Origin of the sequence: Cellvibrio sp. pealriver (genome assembly GCF_001183545.1) — a bacterium.
GTDB lineage: Bacteria > Pseudomonadota > Gammaproteobacteria > Pseudomonadales > Cellvibrionaceae > Cellvibrio.
In genome coordinates, this window is the sequence record NZ_KQ236688.1 from 4,284,005 (window position 1) to 4,302,205 (window position 18,201).

Below are 18,201 nucleotides of genomic sequence, written 5' to 3' on the forward strand. Positions count from 1 at the left end.
TCGACTGGTTTGCTTTGCCATCCATAACTCACATTACATAACAATAATATTCCGGGCGTTGTTGTACCTATCGCCTGGCTGGCCTTAGGAAACATGCTATGCATACTTCATCATTCCTCATCGCGTGGAAATGGCAGCGTTATTTCATTTTTCTTTTTGTTATCGTATTTGCGTTAGTTTATGCACGGGCAAGTCATGCACAGGCTTGGAGCAATAGTTATTTTCGCGGTACACCCAATAACTGGGCTGCAACTGCGATGACAAAAAATGCATCAACAGGCTTGTGGGAAACCCAGCAGGCATTTGCTGGAATCAATCCGCGTTTTAAAATCAGCCGCAATGCAGATAATTGGAATGAAGCCTATCCCGCACAGGATTTTTTGATTACTGGCGGCGATGGGGATTATAAAATTACGTTTAACGATACATCCAAAGCAATTACGGTAACAAAACTTCCTATTTCAATTCCTGCCAACAATATTTGCTTTAATAACCCCAATAATTTTGCTGCTCCTTACATTTATTTTTGGAATCCTCTGCCCGCTGGCGCAGTGACCCCTTTGCCCGCTTGGCCCGGTAAGAGTATGACCAAGCGTGGCACTTTTTATTGTTACGATTTCACCGCATCGATACCTTCCGGCATGCAAATGCCGACATCGCTGGATGTTATTTTTAGCAATAATGGTGCAAACCAAACCGCCAACCTTAAATACACTGGCGCAGCCTGCTATGAAAATAATGTGTGGAAAGCTCTGTCTCAATGTGGTTTTACTGTTGCTGTCAGCTCATCTTCAGCGAGTTCTTCCTCATCAATAGTGTCTTCTTCTGCTGGGAATTCGTCATCCTCAATTTCTTCTTCATTGGCGGCATCTTCGTCGGTTTTATCTTCTTCTAGCGCTTCGTTAGCGTTATCCAGTCAGTCATCAATTGCAGTAAGTTCGTCTGTCGGCTCGATTGCCGCAGCAAAAACAAAAATTTATTTTAAAAACACGGCCAATTGGGCTTCGGTCAATATCCATTATTTTAATGTTGTGCCAGCCATGACAGCCTCTACTTGGCCTGGCCCAGCGATGATTAAAAATATTGCTGCGCCAACATTTTTCAGTCATGAATTTGCGAGTACGGTTAACTCGGCTGGCATAGTATTTAGCGCGAATGGAAACCCTAAAACTATCGATTTAAATTTTGTTGCGCCGAATAATTGTTATGACTTTGGTACAGCGAGCTGGAAAACCGCCAGTGCCTGTGGTGTGCCTGCAGAGTTAGTGGCAAATGCCGGAGTGGATCGCAAAGCCAATATCAATACACGGCAAGCGTTGTCTGCGGCAGCGTCAACTGGTGATTATGTTACGGCGAGTTGGACAAGTGCTGCATGGACAGGCGCACTATCAGGCAAACAAATTGTTACACCGATATTAACAGCAACAGGCAACATCACAGTAACCCTCACCCTGACCGCCGCAGATGGCAGTACAGCAACGGATACGATGGTGATTAACGTTGTCGCCGCGACACAAGCATTGCCCGAGCGTCCGTTGCTGGATGCACCTTTGGGTTTTCCAATTACTGGTACCGTCAGTGCGGGTAAATATCGCTTCGTAAATGCATATCCCAACTTAAATGAGTTTTTCTTTTCACCGGTAATGGTGACCAACGATGGTGTTAACGATCTGGTTTACGTAGTCGATAAAGAAGGCGCTATTTACGTATTCCCCAATAAAGAAAATGTACTCGCATCGGAAGTGCGTAAATTATTGGATATTAAATCCACCGTGCTCAATAAAAATGAAAGCGGCATGCTCAGCATGGCGTTTGACCCTTATTTTGCGAGCAACGGTTTTATTTACGTGTATTACATTTTTGGTGAGACCGATAATTTTTATCCGCGTACGGATGGCATAGTCGGTGGAAAAACCGGTGATGCGATTATTGAACGTTGGACGGTGGATAATCCTGCAAACCCGACTTCTGCTGGCGCTAAAGTGGAGGTGTTACGCATTCCGCAAATTGGTGAAGATCATAAAGGCGGCATGATGCAATTCCACCCCACAGAACATTATTTGTATGTGGGAATCGGTGAGGGCGGTTACGGTCACAGTGCGTTTGCACAAAACCCTTTGCCAAGTGATCCTTACAATCGTCGCACTAATAACAGTGCGCAGGACCCAACAACCTTACGTGGAAAATTTATTCGCATTGAGCCTTTGGCGCAGGCGGTGAATGGAAAATATTATCGCGTTCCTGCTGATAACCCTTTCGTTAATCGCGCCGGATATTTACCGGAAATCTGGTCCATGGGGCATCGTAACCCTTGGCGCTGGTCGTTCGATACCGATGCGCCTTACACCTTGTGGGAAACGGAAATCGGGCAGGATACTGACCTTGCTTACGAAGAAGTCAATATCATCACCAAGGGGCAAAATTACGGTTGGCCTGTGTGTGAAGGCATACGTAACCGCGGTGCATTAGGTGGCGATGCTGCAAAAAATTGCTCGACTGATTTTGTGCCACCACGTGAGGGTTATGGGCGTACGTCGGGCGTTTCAATTATTGGCGGATTTGTCTATCGCGGAACGGATTTGCCCAATCTGAACGGCAGTTTTATTTTTGGCGATTACGTGAGTAAACGTTTGTGGTCAGTAAGTAATGACGGCCAAGCCAAAAAATTAATCAGCGAAGCTTTTCCGCACTACATTTCATCAATTGGCAAAGACCTGAAAAAGAATTTACTGATTTCAAGTCACGGGCGTGAATTGGGTGGCCCTTCCAGTATTTTTAAAGTGGTGGATGATGACGTTGCCTCCGCACAAATTCCGCCGACGTTATCATCCACGGGTTTGTTTGCTGATGTCGCCAATGTTATTCCGGCACAAGGTGTTATTGAGTATCAGGTGAATACCGGTGGTTGGTTTGATGGCGGCAACATGCGGCACTTTGTTGTAGTGCCTAACGCAAGCAAAATCAGTTTTGATCCAACCAATGTGTGGAATTTGCCGGTAGGTTCTGTCTTGGTGAAACACCTGTCTGTCGCTACATCGGCTACTGCAAAAAAACCGTTTACGACATCCGTGTTATTCCGTCAGGAAACCGGTTGGCAAGCGGCCAATTACCGTTGGAACTCTACCGGCACTGATGCAACACTCGTGACTGAATCATCAGTAGAACCTGATGGTGGTTTGGTAAATGTGGTGCGCAAAGTAGAAACGGGCAGTAGCTGCGCCGGTTGTCATAAAAATGCCGAAGGACAACTCACACCACTCGCGTTAGATACACGGCAATTGAATGGCAATTTTAATTATCAGGGTGTGACACGCAACCAATTGGATGTGTTGAACACAATTGGTTTATTCACTGCGAGTATTGGCAATGCCACCACTTACGAACAATTTGCGGCACCTGATGATGCAAACCAAAATTTAACGTTGCGGGCAAAATCCTATTTGCACACCAACTGCGCTCATTGCCATTCCGGTTATTCGGGCGGTATGGATTTGCGTTTTTCAACGGCGCTTGAAGCGATGAAAATTGTGAACGAACACAATCGTATCGTTCCCGGTATTCCAGCCAACAGCAATATTTATAAATACCAAACCGGTGCAGGCATGCGCATGCCGTACGGATCGGTTGCCACTAATCCCGCCGCAGAAAATGTATTCCGTAATTGGATAAATGCATTGGGTGTTGATGTTGTCCAGACAGGAATTGAAATTGCTGCGACCACAGTATCGCCAGAGGTTAATCAGGTGGTCGGTTTGAATCTGGAATCGGTTTATAGCAACGGCACACGCCTGGCTGCTGCGGGTTCTATTACCTGGAGTTCAAGCAACCCTGCAGTCATCTCCACACAAGGCAAAACCGGTGCAGCGATTAACCTGACTGCATTGGCCGCAGGTTCGGTGACGATCACGGCAACCAGTGATGCTTACACTGCGAGCATTACACTTGATGTAATTCCTGCATCGAATCCGGTCACCGCATTGGCAATTACCGGTACAGCAAATTTGCGCATTAAAGCAGGCGAGACACAACAACTGGTTGCGGTCGGTACTAATAGCGATGGCTTGCTAGGCATGACATCGCAAGTGAATTGGACGAGCAGCAACACCGCTGTGGCGAGTGTTTCTGCAACAGGTTTAATTACAGCGGGCGCATCCGCCGGTACAGCAATTATCACCGCGACTTACGCTACGCTCAGCACAACTTATACCGTCACCAGTTTGGGTGCTGGGCAATATGTCTATGTGAAAAAGCCTGCAAACTGGGCGACGGTTAATACCCATATTTGGACCAACCAAAATGGAGTTGAAACCAATCGCACCGGTGGGTGGCCTGGCCCGGCCGCAACAGAAGTTGCAACAAAATACGGTGCTGGTTGGCTGCGTCTTTTTATTCCACAGGCGTGGGCTAATACGGCAGGCAACACCAATATTATTTTCAGCAACAATGGTGCAAACCAAACCGCAAATTTAACCGTGAGCCAAACCAATCCAAGTTGGTATGACGCTGCGTGGTTAGCGGCTGAACCAGCGTCTGCGGTTGTGGAGGCCGGTACGCAAATCCAGGTGGGCAATGGCACGGCCACTATCGCAAACAGCGCAAACCTGAGCGGAAAATTATTTGTGCCGGGTACGCTTGTGGATATCAAAGCGAACGCTGCGGGCCCCGGCATGCAGTTTGTTCATTGGGAAGGCACAGGCGCAGCGTATTTGTTGGATGCCAACAGCGCGATCACAAAAATGGTAGTGGGCAATGCGGCATCGCTCACACTGCTTGCGGTGTTCGATAGCATCACCGACCAACATCAGGTCGCGCGCAGTCATTACCAAAGCCAGGGTTGTATTGGTTGTCATGGTAGTGATGGCAATGGTTCGCCTTCATTGCTGGATCTGCAAACGCGTTACACACAAACCAGCCTTGCGAATTACATCGCGGCAAACATGCCGAAAGGCAATGTGGGCAGTTGTACCGGCACTTGCGCAAGCAGTATTGCGGCGATGATTTTTGCCGAAGCATTTATTCCACCGGCAGGCGTTTGCGATGCGGAAAATTTGGATGACCTGATTCCGCAAGACCGCAGTTTCCGTTTGTTATCCACATTGGAATACAACAATTCAGTGCGCGATTTATTAGGGCTTGCGAATAATATTGACGTGACCACTGGCCGTATTCCTGCCGATTTGCCAGTGAATGGTTTTAAAACCAATGCCAACACGGTATTCACCAACGACTACGCAAAAGGTTATGTGCTGGCAGCAGAAGCGGCGGCGGCCATGGTGAGTAATATTTACAGCCTCACGCCGGGCTGTAGTAATGCCACCTGTTTTGCGCAAACGTTTGGCAAGCGCGCGTATCGTCGTCCACTCAGTGCAACGGAAGTGAATAAATTAGTTACGTTGCAATCGGCGCAAGGAAACCTTGCATTACTCACGGCGATATTGTCCTCACCTTCAATGCTGTATCGCTCGGAAGTGGGAGAATTAAAAGGTAATTATTACGAGCTGACCGATTACGAAGTCGCTGCCATGTTGTCGTACACCTATTGGGCAACCACGCCGGATGCTGCACTAATGGCAGCAGCGGATGCAGGCCAATTAAGTACGCCGCAGCAAATTTCTTCCAAGGTCGCGCAGATGTTGCAAGACCCCAAAGCGCAAGTTGCATTTGAGCGTTTTATTCGCGGTTGGTTGGATTTGGAGAAAGATATTAAATCCACCGCGATCAGCGACAGCCTCAAAGCCGATATGAAAAACGAAACCATTGAGATGGTGAAGCGCACTGTTTTTGGTGGAGGCAGTTACAACGAATTACTCACCGCCAATTACAGTTATATGAGTCAACAACTGGCTGCGCATTATGGATTGACATGGCCCGGCGGCAGTGGTGTGCAACGTGTGGATTACAACGCAGCAAATGCAGAGCGCCGCGGTATCTTGGGTCACGCAGGTATTCTTGCCATTCAATCGGCATCGGAAAAAACGCATCCGGTAAAACGCGGTTTGTTTGTGCGCCGCAATCTGATGTGTCAGGACTTCCCTCCGCCACCTATCGGTGCTGAATTGAAACCGCAGGAAGATCCAAGCCTGACAGTGCGTGAACGTTTTGAGCACGCGCACTTAAAAGAAGGTTGTGAAGCTTGCCACCAATACATCGATGGCATCGGTTTCGGTTTGGAAAATTACAATGCGCTGGGGCTGTATGTCACATCGGAAAAAACCGACAACGGTTTGATTAAGGCGATTAATTCGCTAGGTTATATCGGCAGTTTGAATTCAGCAGAAACCTATCTGTCCGAATCAGAGCCTGTGGTGCCTTATCACGGCATGGATGAATTGGCGGGTTTGATTGCAGGCAGTTCCAATGCCAAAGCTTGTTATGTGCGCCAGTGGTATCGCTACACGCGTGGGCAACTGGAAGATGTCACCGACAGTTGTACGTTACAGGTTTTTGGTAAAACATTTAAAGAATCGAGCAATGCCAGCATGTTGGATTTGATGATCCAATTTACCCAAACCAAAAATTATATTTTGCGTAAATAATCGAGGCGGGCATCACTATGAATCTATTAAAAAATAAAATGCAGCGTCGCGATTTTTTGCGCACTATTGCCAAATTGGGTTTGACTACGGCATTCACTAGTCAGTTTATGTTGTCATCGAATGTATTTGCACAAACGGCGGGTGCAAAACGGTTTGTGATGGTGTATTACCCTAACGGGTGTGTGCGCGATAAATGGCATTCATACAATGTGGGTGCTTTAGGGGCGAATAGTTTTGCGACCAGCCCGTTACAACACTTGAATGCGCATATCACAAAATTAGTGCCGATCAAAAATTTAACCTACAACGGTCACGGCGGCAGCTCCGGTCACCCTGAAGCCTGTCGCGGTGTGTTTGCCGGTGGGCAGGAATACGCACCCACATTTGATGTTGCCATTGGTGAAGCGCTTGGTGGGCGGTTAACAAAAAACATGCATGTAGGTGTTTGGTCGAGCAAAGCAAAGGGTGCGGAATACATGCCCTTTACCGATAAAAACCGCAATAAAATTCAGGTGTCAGATAATCCACAGCAGGTGTACGACGCATTGCTCGCCGACGTTGTTGGTAGCAGTAGCGGAACGCCGGACCCCGATGCTGCGCGCCGCCGTAAAGTGTTGGAAGCCTTGCATGAAAATTTGGATGTATTGCAAGCCAATACATTGAACGTAAAACAACAAGGCAAATTATTAACGCACGAAGAAGCCCTGAATTATTATCAAAATACATTATCGGGCACATTGGATATCGGCAGCACAGGTTTTGCCCGCCCCACCATCGGCATGACCGGTATTGACGACGATGCCGATGCAATTGCCAAAGCGCAAATGCGTAATATCGCCATGGCATTTCAGGCAAATATCACACGCACAGCGAGCTTCCAATTTATGGGCGCGCAAGATGAGTCACTTAAAATTAATTTCCCCAGTATTCGCCCTTACATGGGGGATTACGGTTCCGGTGAAAAATTAAATTACAACGAAACCCGCAGCCATGTCAGCTCACACAATGAATCATCATTGTTCGATGCACAAACCCGTTGGTACAACATTATGGTTGCTTACTTAATGGACGAACTTGCCGCCCGCCCCGATGTAGCCTACGGCGGAACTTTGCTGGATAACACCTTAATTCTAGTAATGTCCGAAGTCGGTGGTGGCAACCACCAACAAGAAAATCCCGGTATTTATGTCGCAGGCGGTGCAGGTAATGCCCTCCGCTCCGGTACTGCAATCGATGCAAACAACACTGGCATGTCAAATTTGTATTTGGATATTGCCAAAGCATTTGGTTTGAATTGGACGCGTTATGGGAATAGTTCGGGTGGTATTGCAGGGTTCTTGCGTTAATTTTTATTCCTTCATGTAAAAGCTATCTGCTGTTAAAGGTGGATAGCTTTTATTTTTTAGTGTTGTTTATTTTCAGGTCTTTGATATTCCCAAGGAGCAATGATGCTTTTCGCGAACCCCAAAAATTGGTCTGTATTTTGTGTCCCATTTTGGGTATTGGTTTTGAATGGCATATTAGTTCATTCGTCTTATGCGGCCACCAATAACCCCGTTGAGGTTAATGGGGCTTATGTATTTGTTGCTGGTAATGGTGAGCGGCTTCGAATAACCCCTTATGGTGAATTTATCGTTCGTGTACAGCGTATTCGTACTGGCGAAAACTTCCTACCGGATGATCACTATGAAATGGTAGAGCGCCACGATTGGTCTCGTGATTTTCGCATGCAGGAGTTGACCGAAAATTGGAATCTGGTTAGCCCTAAAAATCCAACATTAAAAATTACGGTTGATAAAAAAACACTGACGTTAACTTTTTTTCGGAAGAAAAAAACAGTGCTGCAAGAGGAGAAAGCATGGTGGCAAGGGCGTCGAATGGGGATACATTTTGTACCAGATGCAGCGGAGCATTTCACCGGCCTTGGGCATAGTTACTACGGAAGGGAATCCAGTATTGATTTGCGCGGAAAAGTGGTTGGTCGCAATTACGGTAAAGCGCAAATCCAGCAAGCTCCATTAATCGTTCCTTTTTATTTGTCCAGTAAAGGTTATGGAGTTTTTTTAAATTCTACGTTTAGTAATCAATTCAGTTTTTCTGCGAACACCGAAAGCCATCGCAAATATGATTACAGCATAGTGCTGGATGATCATGGGTTTGGTGGGCAGCTGGATTATTTTTATATAGATGGCCCAGAGCTAAAACAGGTTTTAAATAATTACACCCAACTGACTGGTCGCCCACGCCTACCCATGAAAGCAGTATTTGGTTTGCAATTGTCCGATAAGGGGCATGATCACGATTCATCCACGCCATCGGATCAATCCTGGTGGCAGGAAAAAATAACCCATCATCGCAAAGCAGGTTACCCACTGGATCATGTGATTAACGATAACCGCTGGCGTGCTGGTGGTGGTAAACGTTGCGAGTCGCGTATGGAGTGGGATCAGGAGCGTTATCCGGATCCAAAATTATATGCACAGTGGTTGAAAGCGAATGGCTTAATTAGCACGCTGGATATTAACCGCTGCATAGCGCAATTCAGTCGCGGCTGGAAAGCGGAATTTAATATCCAAAACCCTGAAAATATCGAATTCAGTAGTAGCGCTCCGGATTTGACTAACGCTGAATTTCGGAAATGGTTTTGGAATATTTTTTATCAGCAATCATTAGATCCACAATTACAATTTCCCGGTGATGCATTGTGGATTGATGAATTTGATGAGATGGGCGCTGCGCCAGACGCGATGAAACTTGCAAGCGGGCGATCCTGGGCGGAAATGCGCAACTATTGGTTTTTTCTGATTTCCAAAGCACTGGTACAAGAGGGGTGGGACAAGTCTGCATTACGCAATAAACGTCCTTATGTATGGGTTCGAGGTATGACGGCCGGGGCTCAGCGTTATGCCAGTTTATGGAGCGGTGACATATATCCCAATCACAATGACATGCAAGCGCAAATTCGGGCAATGCAATTAGCGGGAATGTCCGGGTTTCCATTTTGGGGGCACGATGCGGGAGGTTTTTATGATTGGAATAATAAAATGGGACCAGATGAAAATCTTTATGCAAAGTGGGCGATGGCTTTTGGCAGTTTTGCGCCTATCTGGAAACCTCACGGTATGGGTCAGTCGCGTTGGCCTCTGGATAGATCGTTGAAAAATCAGGAAATTGCAAAACGATATACACAACTACGTTATGAGCTAATGCCATACATATACACAGCTGCTCATATTGCTACAGCAACAGGGGGGCCTATGGCGCGCCCCATGTTATTGGATTACCAAAATAATAAAAATGCATGGAAATACGATTTGCAATACATGTGGGGCGATAGTTTTTTGGTTGCTCCACATGCGGACAGCGGTAATCAAAAAGAACTCTGGCTTCCGCCGGGCTCATGGTATGACTTTTACAGTAAAAAGGTAGTCCGTGGTAATAGGGTTATTAAACTCGAAATACCTGAAGGTTTTTTGCCCCTTTATGTGAAGCTGGGAGCAATTATTCCTCGTTACGATTACGCACTATCAACTGCATTTGCTAACAAAGAAAAATTATTTTTGGATGTTTATGTTGGTGCGAATGCCAGTGCAGAACTGATTGAAGATGATGATCGCAGTGAGGGTTACCGCAACGGAGAATTGCAGCGCACCCAGTTCTTTTATGACCATAAAGGTAAATCACTGCGTATTAGCGAAGCTCAAGGTGATTATATGGGAGCGCCAAAAAAACGTAGCTATGAAGTTCGCTTTTATGGCGAAACGAAGAGCTGCTGGGAGTTAAATGGGAATCGATTGGTAGTAGAGAAAATAGGTGGGCAATTAATTATTAAACTGCCTTCACTTCCGGTAAGTGATCCTGTAAATATTAATCAATGCTCTGAGTAAAAAAACGGATGACTGTTAAGTCATTTGAAACTATTTGTAATAGGCCTGCTATTGCCTATTACTGACTGCTTTACAAAACTCCCGCACTCTTAATTTCCAAATAAGCATTCGATACCCGCACGGCTAATTCGTTAGCTGTGCAGTCAATGGCATATACACCCGCAGAGGTGAGTTTTTTATGGGATTCATTGCGCTCGTGTAAAAAGCGGCGCACGCCAGCGTAAGTAAGCGCATCATCAAAAGTGTGCACCGGTGTGTTGTCGAGTTGGTCTAGAATATGTTCGCGGATGTTGGCAACCATCACCAAGTGGCGTTTTTTCAATAGATTCACCGCAAGCAATAATTCACTGTTGTCCTCATCGCGCGAGTTGGTGACAAGAATAACCAGAGAACGTTTGGGTTGCAGAACCGAGAGTTTTTCGGCAGCGGTTATGTAGTCAGCAGTGGATTGTTGGGCGTGCAAATCGTAAATGCCATTCAATAGCACCTTTACACGATCAACGCCTTTTTGTGGTGGAATCCAACGATGGCGGTTGTTGGCATCGCCACCAAAACTCATCAGGCTGACGTTATCGCCTTGGCGTAAAGCAATGTAACTAACAAGCAACAATGAATTCAGTGCGTGATCAAAATGGCTGAGCTCATCGTCTTTGGCGCGCATACGGCGGCCACTATCAATCATTAATACAATTTGCTGGTCGCGTTCATCTTGATAATCGCGCGCAATTAATTTTTGTCTGCGCGATGTGGCTTTCCAATCAATTTGGCGCAGGCTATCGCCTTGGCGATATTCGCGCAGTTGGTGAAATTCCATGCCCGCACCACGGCGTTGTTTTTTCTTAATACCCATTTGACTGGTGTGATTTTCAGTCGCGAGAATCGCGTAATTCGCAATAGCAACAAAATCAGGGTACACCTTGGCAGTTGTGGGTTCTCCTGCCCAATAGCGGATATTCCATAATCCCAACGGGCTGTTGAATTCGATATGGGTTTTATCCAGTTGCAATGAGCCGCGCACCAAAGGACGCAATAGATAATGCGTATCGCTGATCTGGTTAGGTTGTAATTCAATTGACAGCGGCAAATGCTGGTAATTGGCATCGCTGGGGACGCTATCAAAAATACGGATCTGGCGAGCTTCAGTAAATTGATGGCGAATGCGCAATTTCACTTCAGTCCATTTATCCACGGCTAAATTGCCTGGCATCTCCCGTGAAATTTCAACCGGTGGCAAACGGCGCGATAACAACCAATCCAATAAACTTACAACAACGAGTGCAATCAGTAATCCTTGTGGCAAATACCCCGGCACACCCAGTTGAAAATAGTGAGTGCTGAACGCGTTGATAAATACCATCGCCCCTAGCAGGGCGAAAGTGATTATCAAGCGTGAATTGGGAATCCATTGTCTTTTCATAAACGTGCCATATGCGAAGCGGTTGCGTATTAGTGTCTGGGAGCTTCAACTTGCAACAAAATATTATGCAGAATGCGCTCTGCGGCCACGCCTTCAATCGCTAATTCCGGGGATAACAAAATGCGGTGGCGCAGCGCAGGAATGAACATGGCTTTTACGTCATCCGGTGTTACAAACGAATTACTATTGAGCAGTGCGTAAGCGCGCGCGGCTGACAGTAGTGCGATACAAGCGCGTGGGCCTGCGCCACGAGAAATGCCTGACCAGCTGCGGGTGGCGCGTACCAGTTTTACCACGTACTGCAAAATTTGGTCATCTACGGTAATTTGTTCTGCAATTTTTTGCAGGCTTAATACATGTGCCGGTTTTAACAGTGTACGTATCTGCTCCAAACCAAAACCGCCTTGTGCTTGTGAGCTGACCTGGCGCAACATAATTTGTTCATCATTCTCGCTCGGATAATCAATCATCACTTTCAGCATAAAACGATCAAGCTCTGCTTCTGGCAGCGGGTAAGTTCCTTCCTGTTCAATCGGGTTTTGCGTAGCCAATACCATAAAGGGCTCACCAGTTTTGAACGATTGCCCTTCAATGGTAATTTGTCCTTCTTGCATTACCTCCAATAATGCTGCCTGGGTTTTGGCGGGCGCACGGTTAATTTCATCGGCTAATAATAAATTGGTGAACGCAGGGCCGCGACGGATTTCAAATTCCTGTTTTGCCATATTAAACATGGCGTGACCAGTGACGTCGCTGGGCATTAGATCGGGTGTGAATTGCACGCGGGTAAATTGTCCGCCAAAGCATTTTGCAAGGCTGCGCACCAGCAGGGTTTTTCCTAAGCCAGGCACGCCCTCAATTAATACGTGGCCACGCGCGATTAATGCAACCAGCACTTGTTCGATGATTGCATCCTGACCGATCAGATTTTTTTTGATTTCATTTAATAAATTATTGGCAACCGTGCTCGCTTGTTGCAAACGGTTCTGCAAGCTTTCTTCCGTGTCCGTACTTTTGTTATCAATGCTGTCGTGGGTGTTATTTATGTCAGTCATAGTTGCTTCCTGATGGTTTGCAAATGTGCGATAGCGGTTGCGAATTCTTGTGGGTGCTGCAAATTGTCGGCAAAGAGTGCATGTTTAATTGCGCCCGGTGCCAAGCCAGTGAGTTGATGCAAAAACTCAATACGTTCATCACCTTGGGGCTGGCTGAGATTGGGGTGTTGCTGTTCGATACGCTCTAAAATGTCGGAGCGCAATAATGTTAATAACTGCGGGTGTTGCTGTTGCCGCCAGAGCAGCATTGCTCCTGCGTAAATGTGTTCGGCAAGGTTGCGTCGCCCGGCTTTTTCCAGCGTAAATACCGGGCCAAAACGCTGGCTTTTTGCCCACAGCCAAAATACCAATGCGAGCAGGGCTGCTATTACCCCATAACTGGCATTGCGCCAGATAATGGCGGCAAGCGATGGTGCATCCTGATTTACCACAAACCACACGCGGCCATCGGGGTTGACTAAACGCCACAGCGCAAAAGCGTGATCGCGGCAGTCGATGCGTTTGTTTGCCCAGATAAAATTGTCGCTGGTGATGGTTATACCGCCTTGGCCTACATCGAAATACAGCAGATGTTCGTGTCGTTCTTTGTATTCGCTATCTTCCGTGTCACTGTCTGCTTCACTATATTCATCACGATCTTCATCGCTGTATTCACTTTCTTCCTCAGGTTCACTGGTGTTGTCAGTGTGCTCGGTATAGTCGTAATAAATAAACGGTGTGGCTGAACTAAAATCAAATTTCAATGGCTTCTCTTCGCTGTGAAAGTTAACCAGAGTAGGGTCTTTGTGTAATCCGCAGCGATAATAGTATTCGGGCTTTTCGGTTTTTTTGTTTTTAGTGTTGGCGTTTTCCGCCATTTTTTTGGTGTCTGTATTTTTATTACCTGCATCTTTATTGGTTTTATCACTCTCGTCCTGATGCTTGTCTGCTTTTGTGTCGGAATCGTTTTTATCTTTTTCGCCTTCAACGGCTTTTTCCAATTCGTCGGCCAGTTTTTTCATTGGGTCGAGTGTATCGGCATCCCACTCTGGCACGCCGGGTTCAATATTAAAATCGTCCAGCAGTAAATCATTTTCATCGGTGTGCGCACCGATAAAAGGATTTTGGGTTGAGGTAATTAAGGTGCCGCCGTTTTCGATCCATTCATAAAGTGCGTCGTAGCGTTCCTGATTCAGAATTTTATGGCCATTGATCAGGATAATTGTGTCTTGTTGTCCAAGTTTGAGGTTGCGCCAGCTGTGTTTGTCCAACAGGCTTTGGCCTTTAACGGTAATCGCCTGTACACCATGTTTGCGCAGAAAAATTTCAGCAGCGAGAAAATCGTTCTGCAGTGCTTCTTTGGAATAGCCTAAATCAATTTCTTTTTCTTCCCACTCCAGTGTGGTGTACCACCAATAACCCAAACCAATAATGAGGGCGAGCATTGCCCCAATCACGATTTTGTGTTGCACAGGCATGGTCTGCGGATGCTTATCTGTCATTGTGCCGCTCCTTGGGTGTTGCTATCGCGCAACCAACAGTGATTCCAACTGGAGCAAAGCTGTTCCGCCTGTTCTGCATCGGGTAACAAATGCCCGTATGCCAAGCGTTGCCATGTGCGAGTGAGGCGGGAAAAATAATCGACGCGCGCTTGCGCTGGTTGGTTATTGGCAAAATGCTCGCACATTAATTGCGCGCATTCACGCTCGGTATGGCCATCGTGAATATCAACGCCGGTGTGGATTAAATGAAACAAGCTTGCACGGTAGAGCAATGCGAGTGCCGCGCGTGTATCGCCAGCGCGCAATAACTGCAGTGCATTTGCACTGATATCATCCGGCAGCGATTCGCGTGTGACATCCATACCAAATAAGGTTGTGGGTTTTTCCCGTTGTGGTGCTGCAGGTTTTACGCGCACAAAGTTTGCAGCTAGCCAGTGGCGGTAGCGATAAATAACAAACGCAATAAGCGCGATAACGGCGCACCACAACAAAATTTCCAGCAGGCTGGCAGCAGCCAGAAAGCCTTCAAAATTGCGCATAAAATCAAATACTTTTTCCCAGAACTCGGAGGGTTCTGTTTCGGGGTCTTCCTCGTCGTCATCCAGTTTTAAGGTGCGGCGGGTTTCTTTGCGGCTAAATTCTTCCTGTTGCATCACCGCTTTTATCGAATCTTTGGCTTGCGTGCGATTAATCTCGGAAAATTCTCCCACCGGTTTTTCAATGACGGGTTCGCCTTTATAAACGTCGGTATTATTTGCCTGGTCAATACTGGGTAATTGTTCATCCGCATAGGCATGGCGTTGTGCATCCAACGAAAATGATCCAAGACCCAAACACATCGCAAATATGAGGCTGGCAAGGTTTGTAGCAGTGCGGCGTTTATTGGCTATGCGGCGAAATGCAATATCGATATCCCAGGCTTCTAATTTAATGCGGCGATTCAAATACAAGGCAAAACCGCATGCGACATAAAAAGGCGCGGTAAACGCCAGTGCGATGTACCACACCGCCAGTTTGAGGCTGTTTAACTCAGAATCTTCTTGATCAAAAAAGACATTAGCCCACTCGATATGAATCTCATTAGGAATGAGCGCCCATAGCAATCCGATCATGCCAATCCATAACAGGTTTTCCATCATCAGCCCCATAAAACTGAGCCAGCTAGCGGGTGATGAATCTTCCCGGTGCAACACACTTAAACGGTCTTGTCGGCGTTCGCCGCTTAATCCTTCCAATTGCAGCACGGGTAAATCCATTGAGCGGGTAGGGCTGAAGCGACGCCAGGTCAGACTGGAAAATAGTTGTTTCACTGCAAGCGTGGGAAATAATTTTAACGTGCTGCTTGTATTGGGCAGATCATTAAAAACCCCATGGCTGATAAGGTGCAGCAACGGGCGCTCATAAATGGGTTTGAACCACCATAAAAATAATCCGCCCCACAACCAATTTTCAGTGGGAATTAACAGCGCAAGAATAAAAAAAGGAAAGCTCACCAGCAGCCAGACTTTCATCATGGCCCACCACCAATGGCGCGTCATGAGAATTCCCAGATCGACAGCTTCCCATGCACTGCGAGGGCGAATCTCGATAGTGACCTGATCCAGATTCATTGCGCGCCTCCCGTATCACGGGAAGAATTGGCTTCTGCGCGCGGTGCAAAATTGCGCCCGCTAAAAACAAAATAGCCAATCACAATCGCCCATAAAAAACCGCCCACTGTGTATTTTTGCCAAGGCAGCAAAATATTGTTGGATGACCAAAAGGCTTCAATAAAAGCCGCAATCACCAACATGATAATGACGCCGTAAACCAGTTTGATTGCGATTGCCGCTGCGCGCTTGAGTGATTCAATACGGGTGAGATTTCCCGGTGCCAGCAATGCATGGCCAAGCAACAAACCGGCTGCACCGGAAATACAAATGGCCGTTAATTCAAAACTGCCGTGGCCAACCACAAACGTAAAAAACGTTTCAGTGAAACCGGCGTTGGTGAGATGGCCAGAGACTGCACCCATCAACAGGCCGTTGTACACCAGAAAAAAAATCGAACCTACGCCAAATAAAATACCCGATGCAAAAGTGCGGAATGAAACGCCGATATTGTTGCTGATATAAAAACCAAACATTTCAATATTGGTCGAGGATTCGCGCGCGCTACCGAGCGTGCGGTTTTGCGGATCGTACATGTGTTCAAAACTGCTGACTTGATCCGGAGAGGTAACGGTGTACACCAAATCCGGCTGCCATAAAATGGCCAAAAAAATCAGCAGACCCGGTACATATAAAAGTGCTGTCGCCCACCAGATATAGGCCTGATGTTCGCGCACCAACTGCGGAAATCCCGCCACAATAAAACTAATGAACTGTTGCACAAATGGTTGTTTGCGGCGATACAACTGTTGATGGCCGCGCACCACAAGATCGCCCAACTTATCCACCAAATGGCTTGAGTAATGGCGGTCTTTGGCTAGCGCATGGAAATGGCACAGGCGGCGATAACGGCTGGCAAAGCTCGCAAGCTCTGCACCTTTTAAACGGCCATCGGGTTTTTCCAGCTCGATAATTTGCAGCTCGATAACTTGCCAGAGCGGTTGGTAAAGTTGTTCGAATTGTCCTTGTTTCATTAATACGTTCCTGACTTACTGCTTGCCAACCATAGTGTTCGCCATTTGTTTGATGGCGATAACAGGATCTTTGGCATTAATCACGGGTTGGAGAATCACGGCGAGTTCGCTTTGGCGCTCGGCCGACAAAAATTTGCTGCGCTCGGCAAAGGCGAGCAGGGCGCGTTGTTCATCGGTAGAAAAATCAGCAGGCACCGGCAATTGCCCACGCACTTCAAAACTGGGTTCACGCGCGGCGGGCGCTTCGTAAATCACCATGCTGCCAGCGGCTAAATCGCCCAAGCGTTTGAACTGGCGGTTGCACAGGCTGGCGATAATTCCGGTCAGGTACATCATCGGCAAGAAATCCACCACGCGCAGCAGGTTGCGCAGCAGCGATGGGCCAAAAGTAATCGGGGTACCATCGTCGTTGACCACACGGATTCCCATCCATTTTTTACCGGGTGTGCGGCCATTGCGCGTCACTTCAAAAAAGACGGGGTAAAACCATTCGAGTAAAAACGTGAGGATCAACGCGATGCCCGTACCCATGCGGCCGAGCAACGACAACACGATGAAGATCACGGCGGTGATGCCGAAGCGGATCAGAATATCCAGCGTTTGCGCCAGAATCCGCACCCCGAAACCAGCGGGTGTCAGCGGCAACAATGCGCCCTCGGGCGTTTCCAGCGAATGGCGGGTATCGAGTAACAAGTCCAGTTGTCCTTCTACATCAGCGGGCAGCGCACCAAGTGGGCGATGTCGTGTAAATTATTGTTGGCGGGTAATCATGCAAGCGGCGAGGATAGCGGATAAGGGTAGGGATGAATAGCCAAACAGGCAGCATTTGAGGCTTGTCAGACGGGATTTTGCCCCCATCTAAGCGGTATAATTTGCCTCTCGCTTACAGGTTCCGTTTATAGGTTTATCAGGTTATGTCCCAGCAAGAACCCCCAAAAATTGAATTTCCCTGCGAAAACTACCCGATCAAGGTGTTGGGTGATGCAACGCCCGAGCTGCATACCTATGTGGTGGAGATTATGGAGCGCCATGCGCCCGGTTTTGACCAGACCCGCATTACGGTGAAAGAGAGCAGCAAAGGCAGCTTTCGCTCCCTGACGGTGTGGATTACGGCTACCGGTGTTGAGCAGCTGACGGCGATTCATGAAGATTTGCGCCTCAATCGTATGATCAAGATGGTGATGTAACTTGGCAGGTTTAAC

The 18,201-nt window shown here is 47.2% G+C and carries 10 protein-coding genes; 4 read left to right on the forward strand and 6 right to left on the reverse strand.

The genetic code is table 11. The annotated features are described in order from the left end of the window. Nucleotides 1–98 precede the first annotated feature (98 nt). The 3 genes from VC28_RS18640 to VC28_RS18650 all read left to right on the forward strand — a co-directional run bounded on the left by VC28_RS18640 (nucleotide 99) and on the right by VC28_RS18650 (nucleotide 10,423). The gene (locus tag VC28_RS18640) at nucleotides 99–6,536 is read left to right on the forward strand and encodes a starch-binding protein (RefSeq protein WP_053094235.1); all 6,438 of its coding nucleotides are present in this window, start codon (nucleotides 99–101) and stop codon (nucleotides 6,534–6,536) included. Nucleotides 6,537–6,553: 17 nt separating this feature from the next. Next, nucleotides 6,554–7,882: a DUF1552 domain-containing protein gene (locus tag VC28_RS18645; RefSeq protein ID WP_049631963.1), complete on the forward strand. Its 1,329-nt coding sequence runs from the start codon at nucleotides 6,554–6,556 to the stop codon at nucleotides 7,880–7,882. A 162-nt stretch (nucleotides 7,883–8,044) separates the two neighbouring features. Next, the gene (locus tag VC28_RS18650; RefSeq protein ID WP_231591853.1) at nucleotides 8,045–10,423 is read left to right on the forward strand and encodes a glycoside hydrolase family 31 protein; all 2,379 of its coding nucleotides are present in this window, start codon (nucleotides 8,045–8,047) and stop codon (nucleotides 10,421–10,423) included. 70 nt (nucleotides 10,424–10,493) lie between these two features. On the opposite strand, the gene VC28_RS18655 is transcribed toward VC28_RS18650, so the two are convergent. From VC28_RS18655 to VC28_RS18680, 6 genes are read right to left on the reverse strand one after another with little or no spacing between them, the layout of a single operon-like run. Next, entirely contained in the window at nucleotides 10,494–11,840 is a 1,347-nt protein-coding gene (locus VC28_RS18655) for a DUF58 domain-containing protein (protein WP_049631965.1), read from the reverse strand. A gap of 29 nt (nucleotides 11,841–11,869) precedes the next feature. Then, a complete protein-coding gene (locus VC28_RS18660; protein ID WP_049631966.1) occupies nucleotides 11,870–12,895 on the reverse strand; it encodes an AAA family ATPase in 1,026 nt (341 codons plus the stop codon). Then, nucleotides 12,892–14,376, reverse strand: a complete 1,485-nt coding sequence (locus VC28_RS18665; RefSeq protein WP_049631967.1) for a DUF4350 domain-containing protein — start codon at nucleotides 14,374–14,376, stop codon at nucleotides 12,892–12,894. The genes VC28_RS18660 and VC28_RS18665 overlap by 4 nt, the downstream gene beginning before the upstream one ends. After that, nucleotides 14,373–15,986 (reverse strand): DUF4129 domain-containing protein, encoded by a 1,614-nt coding sequence (locus VC28_RS18670; protein WP_049631968.1) that lies wholly within the window; start codon nucleotides 15,984–15,986, stop codon nucleotides 14,373–14,375. Before VC28_RS18670 ends, VC28_RS18665 begins: the two co-directional genes overlap by 4 nt. Then, nucleotides 15,983–16,999 carry a stage II sporulation protein M gene (locus VC28_RS18675; RefSeq protein ID WP_049631969.1) on the reverse strand — a complete coding sequence of 339 codons (1,017 nt, stop codon included), beginning with the start codon at nucleotides 16,997–16,999 and terminating at the stop codon, nucleotides 15,983–15,985. Before VC28_RS18675 ends, VC28_RS18670 begins: the two co-directional genes overlap by 4 nt. A gap of 15 nt (nucleotides 17,000–17,014) precedes the next feature. After that, entirely contained in the window at nucleotides 17,015–17,692 is a 678-nt protein-coding gene (locus VC28_RS18680) for an RDD family protein (protein ID WP_156184369.1), read from the reverse strand. Between the two features lie 221 nt (nucleotides 17,693–17,913). Between VC28_RS18680 and VC28_RS18685 the strand changes: the two genes are divergently transcribed. Then, nucleotides 17,914–18,186 (forward strand): YbeD family protein, encoded by a 273-nt coding sequence (locus VC28_RS18685; protein WP_049631971.1) that lies wholly within the window; start codon nucleotides 17,914–17,916, stop codon nucleotides 18,184–18,186. Nucleotides 18,187–18,201 lie beyond the last annotated feature (15 nt).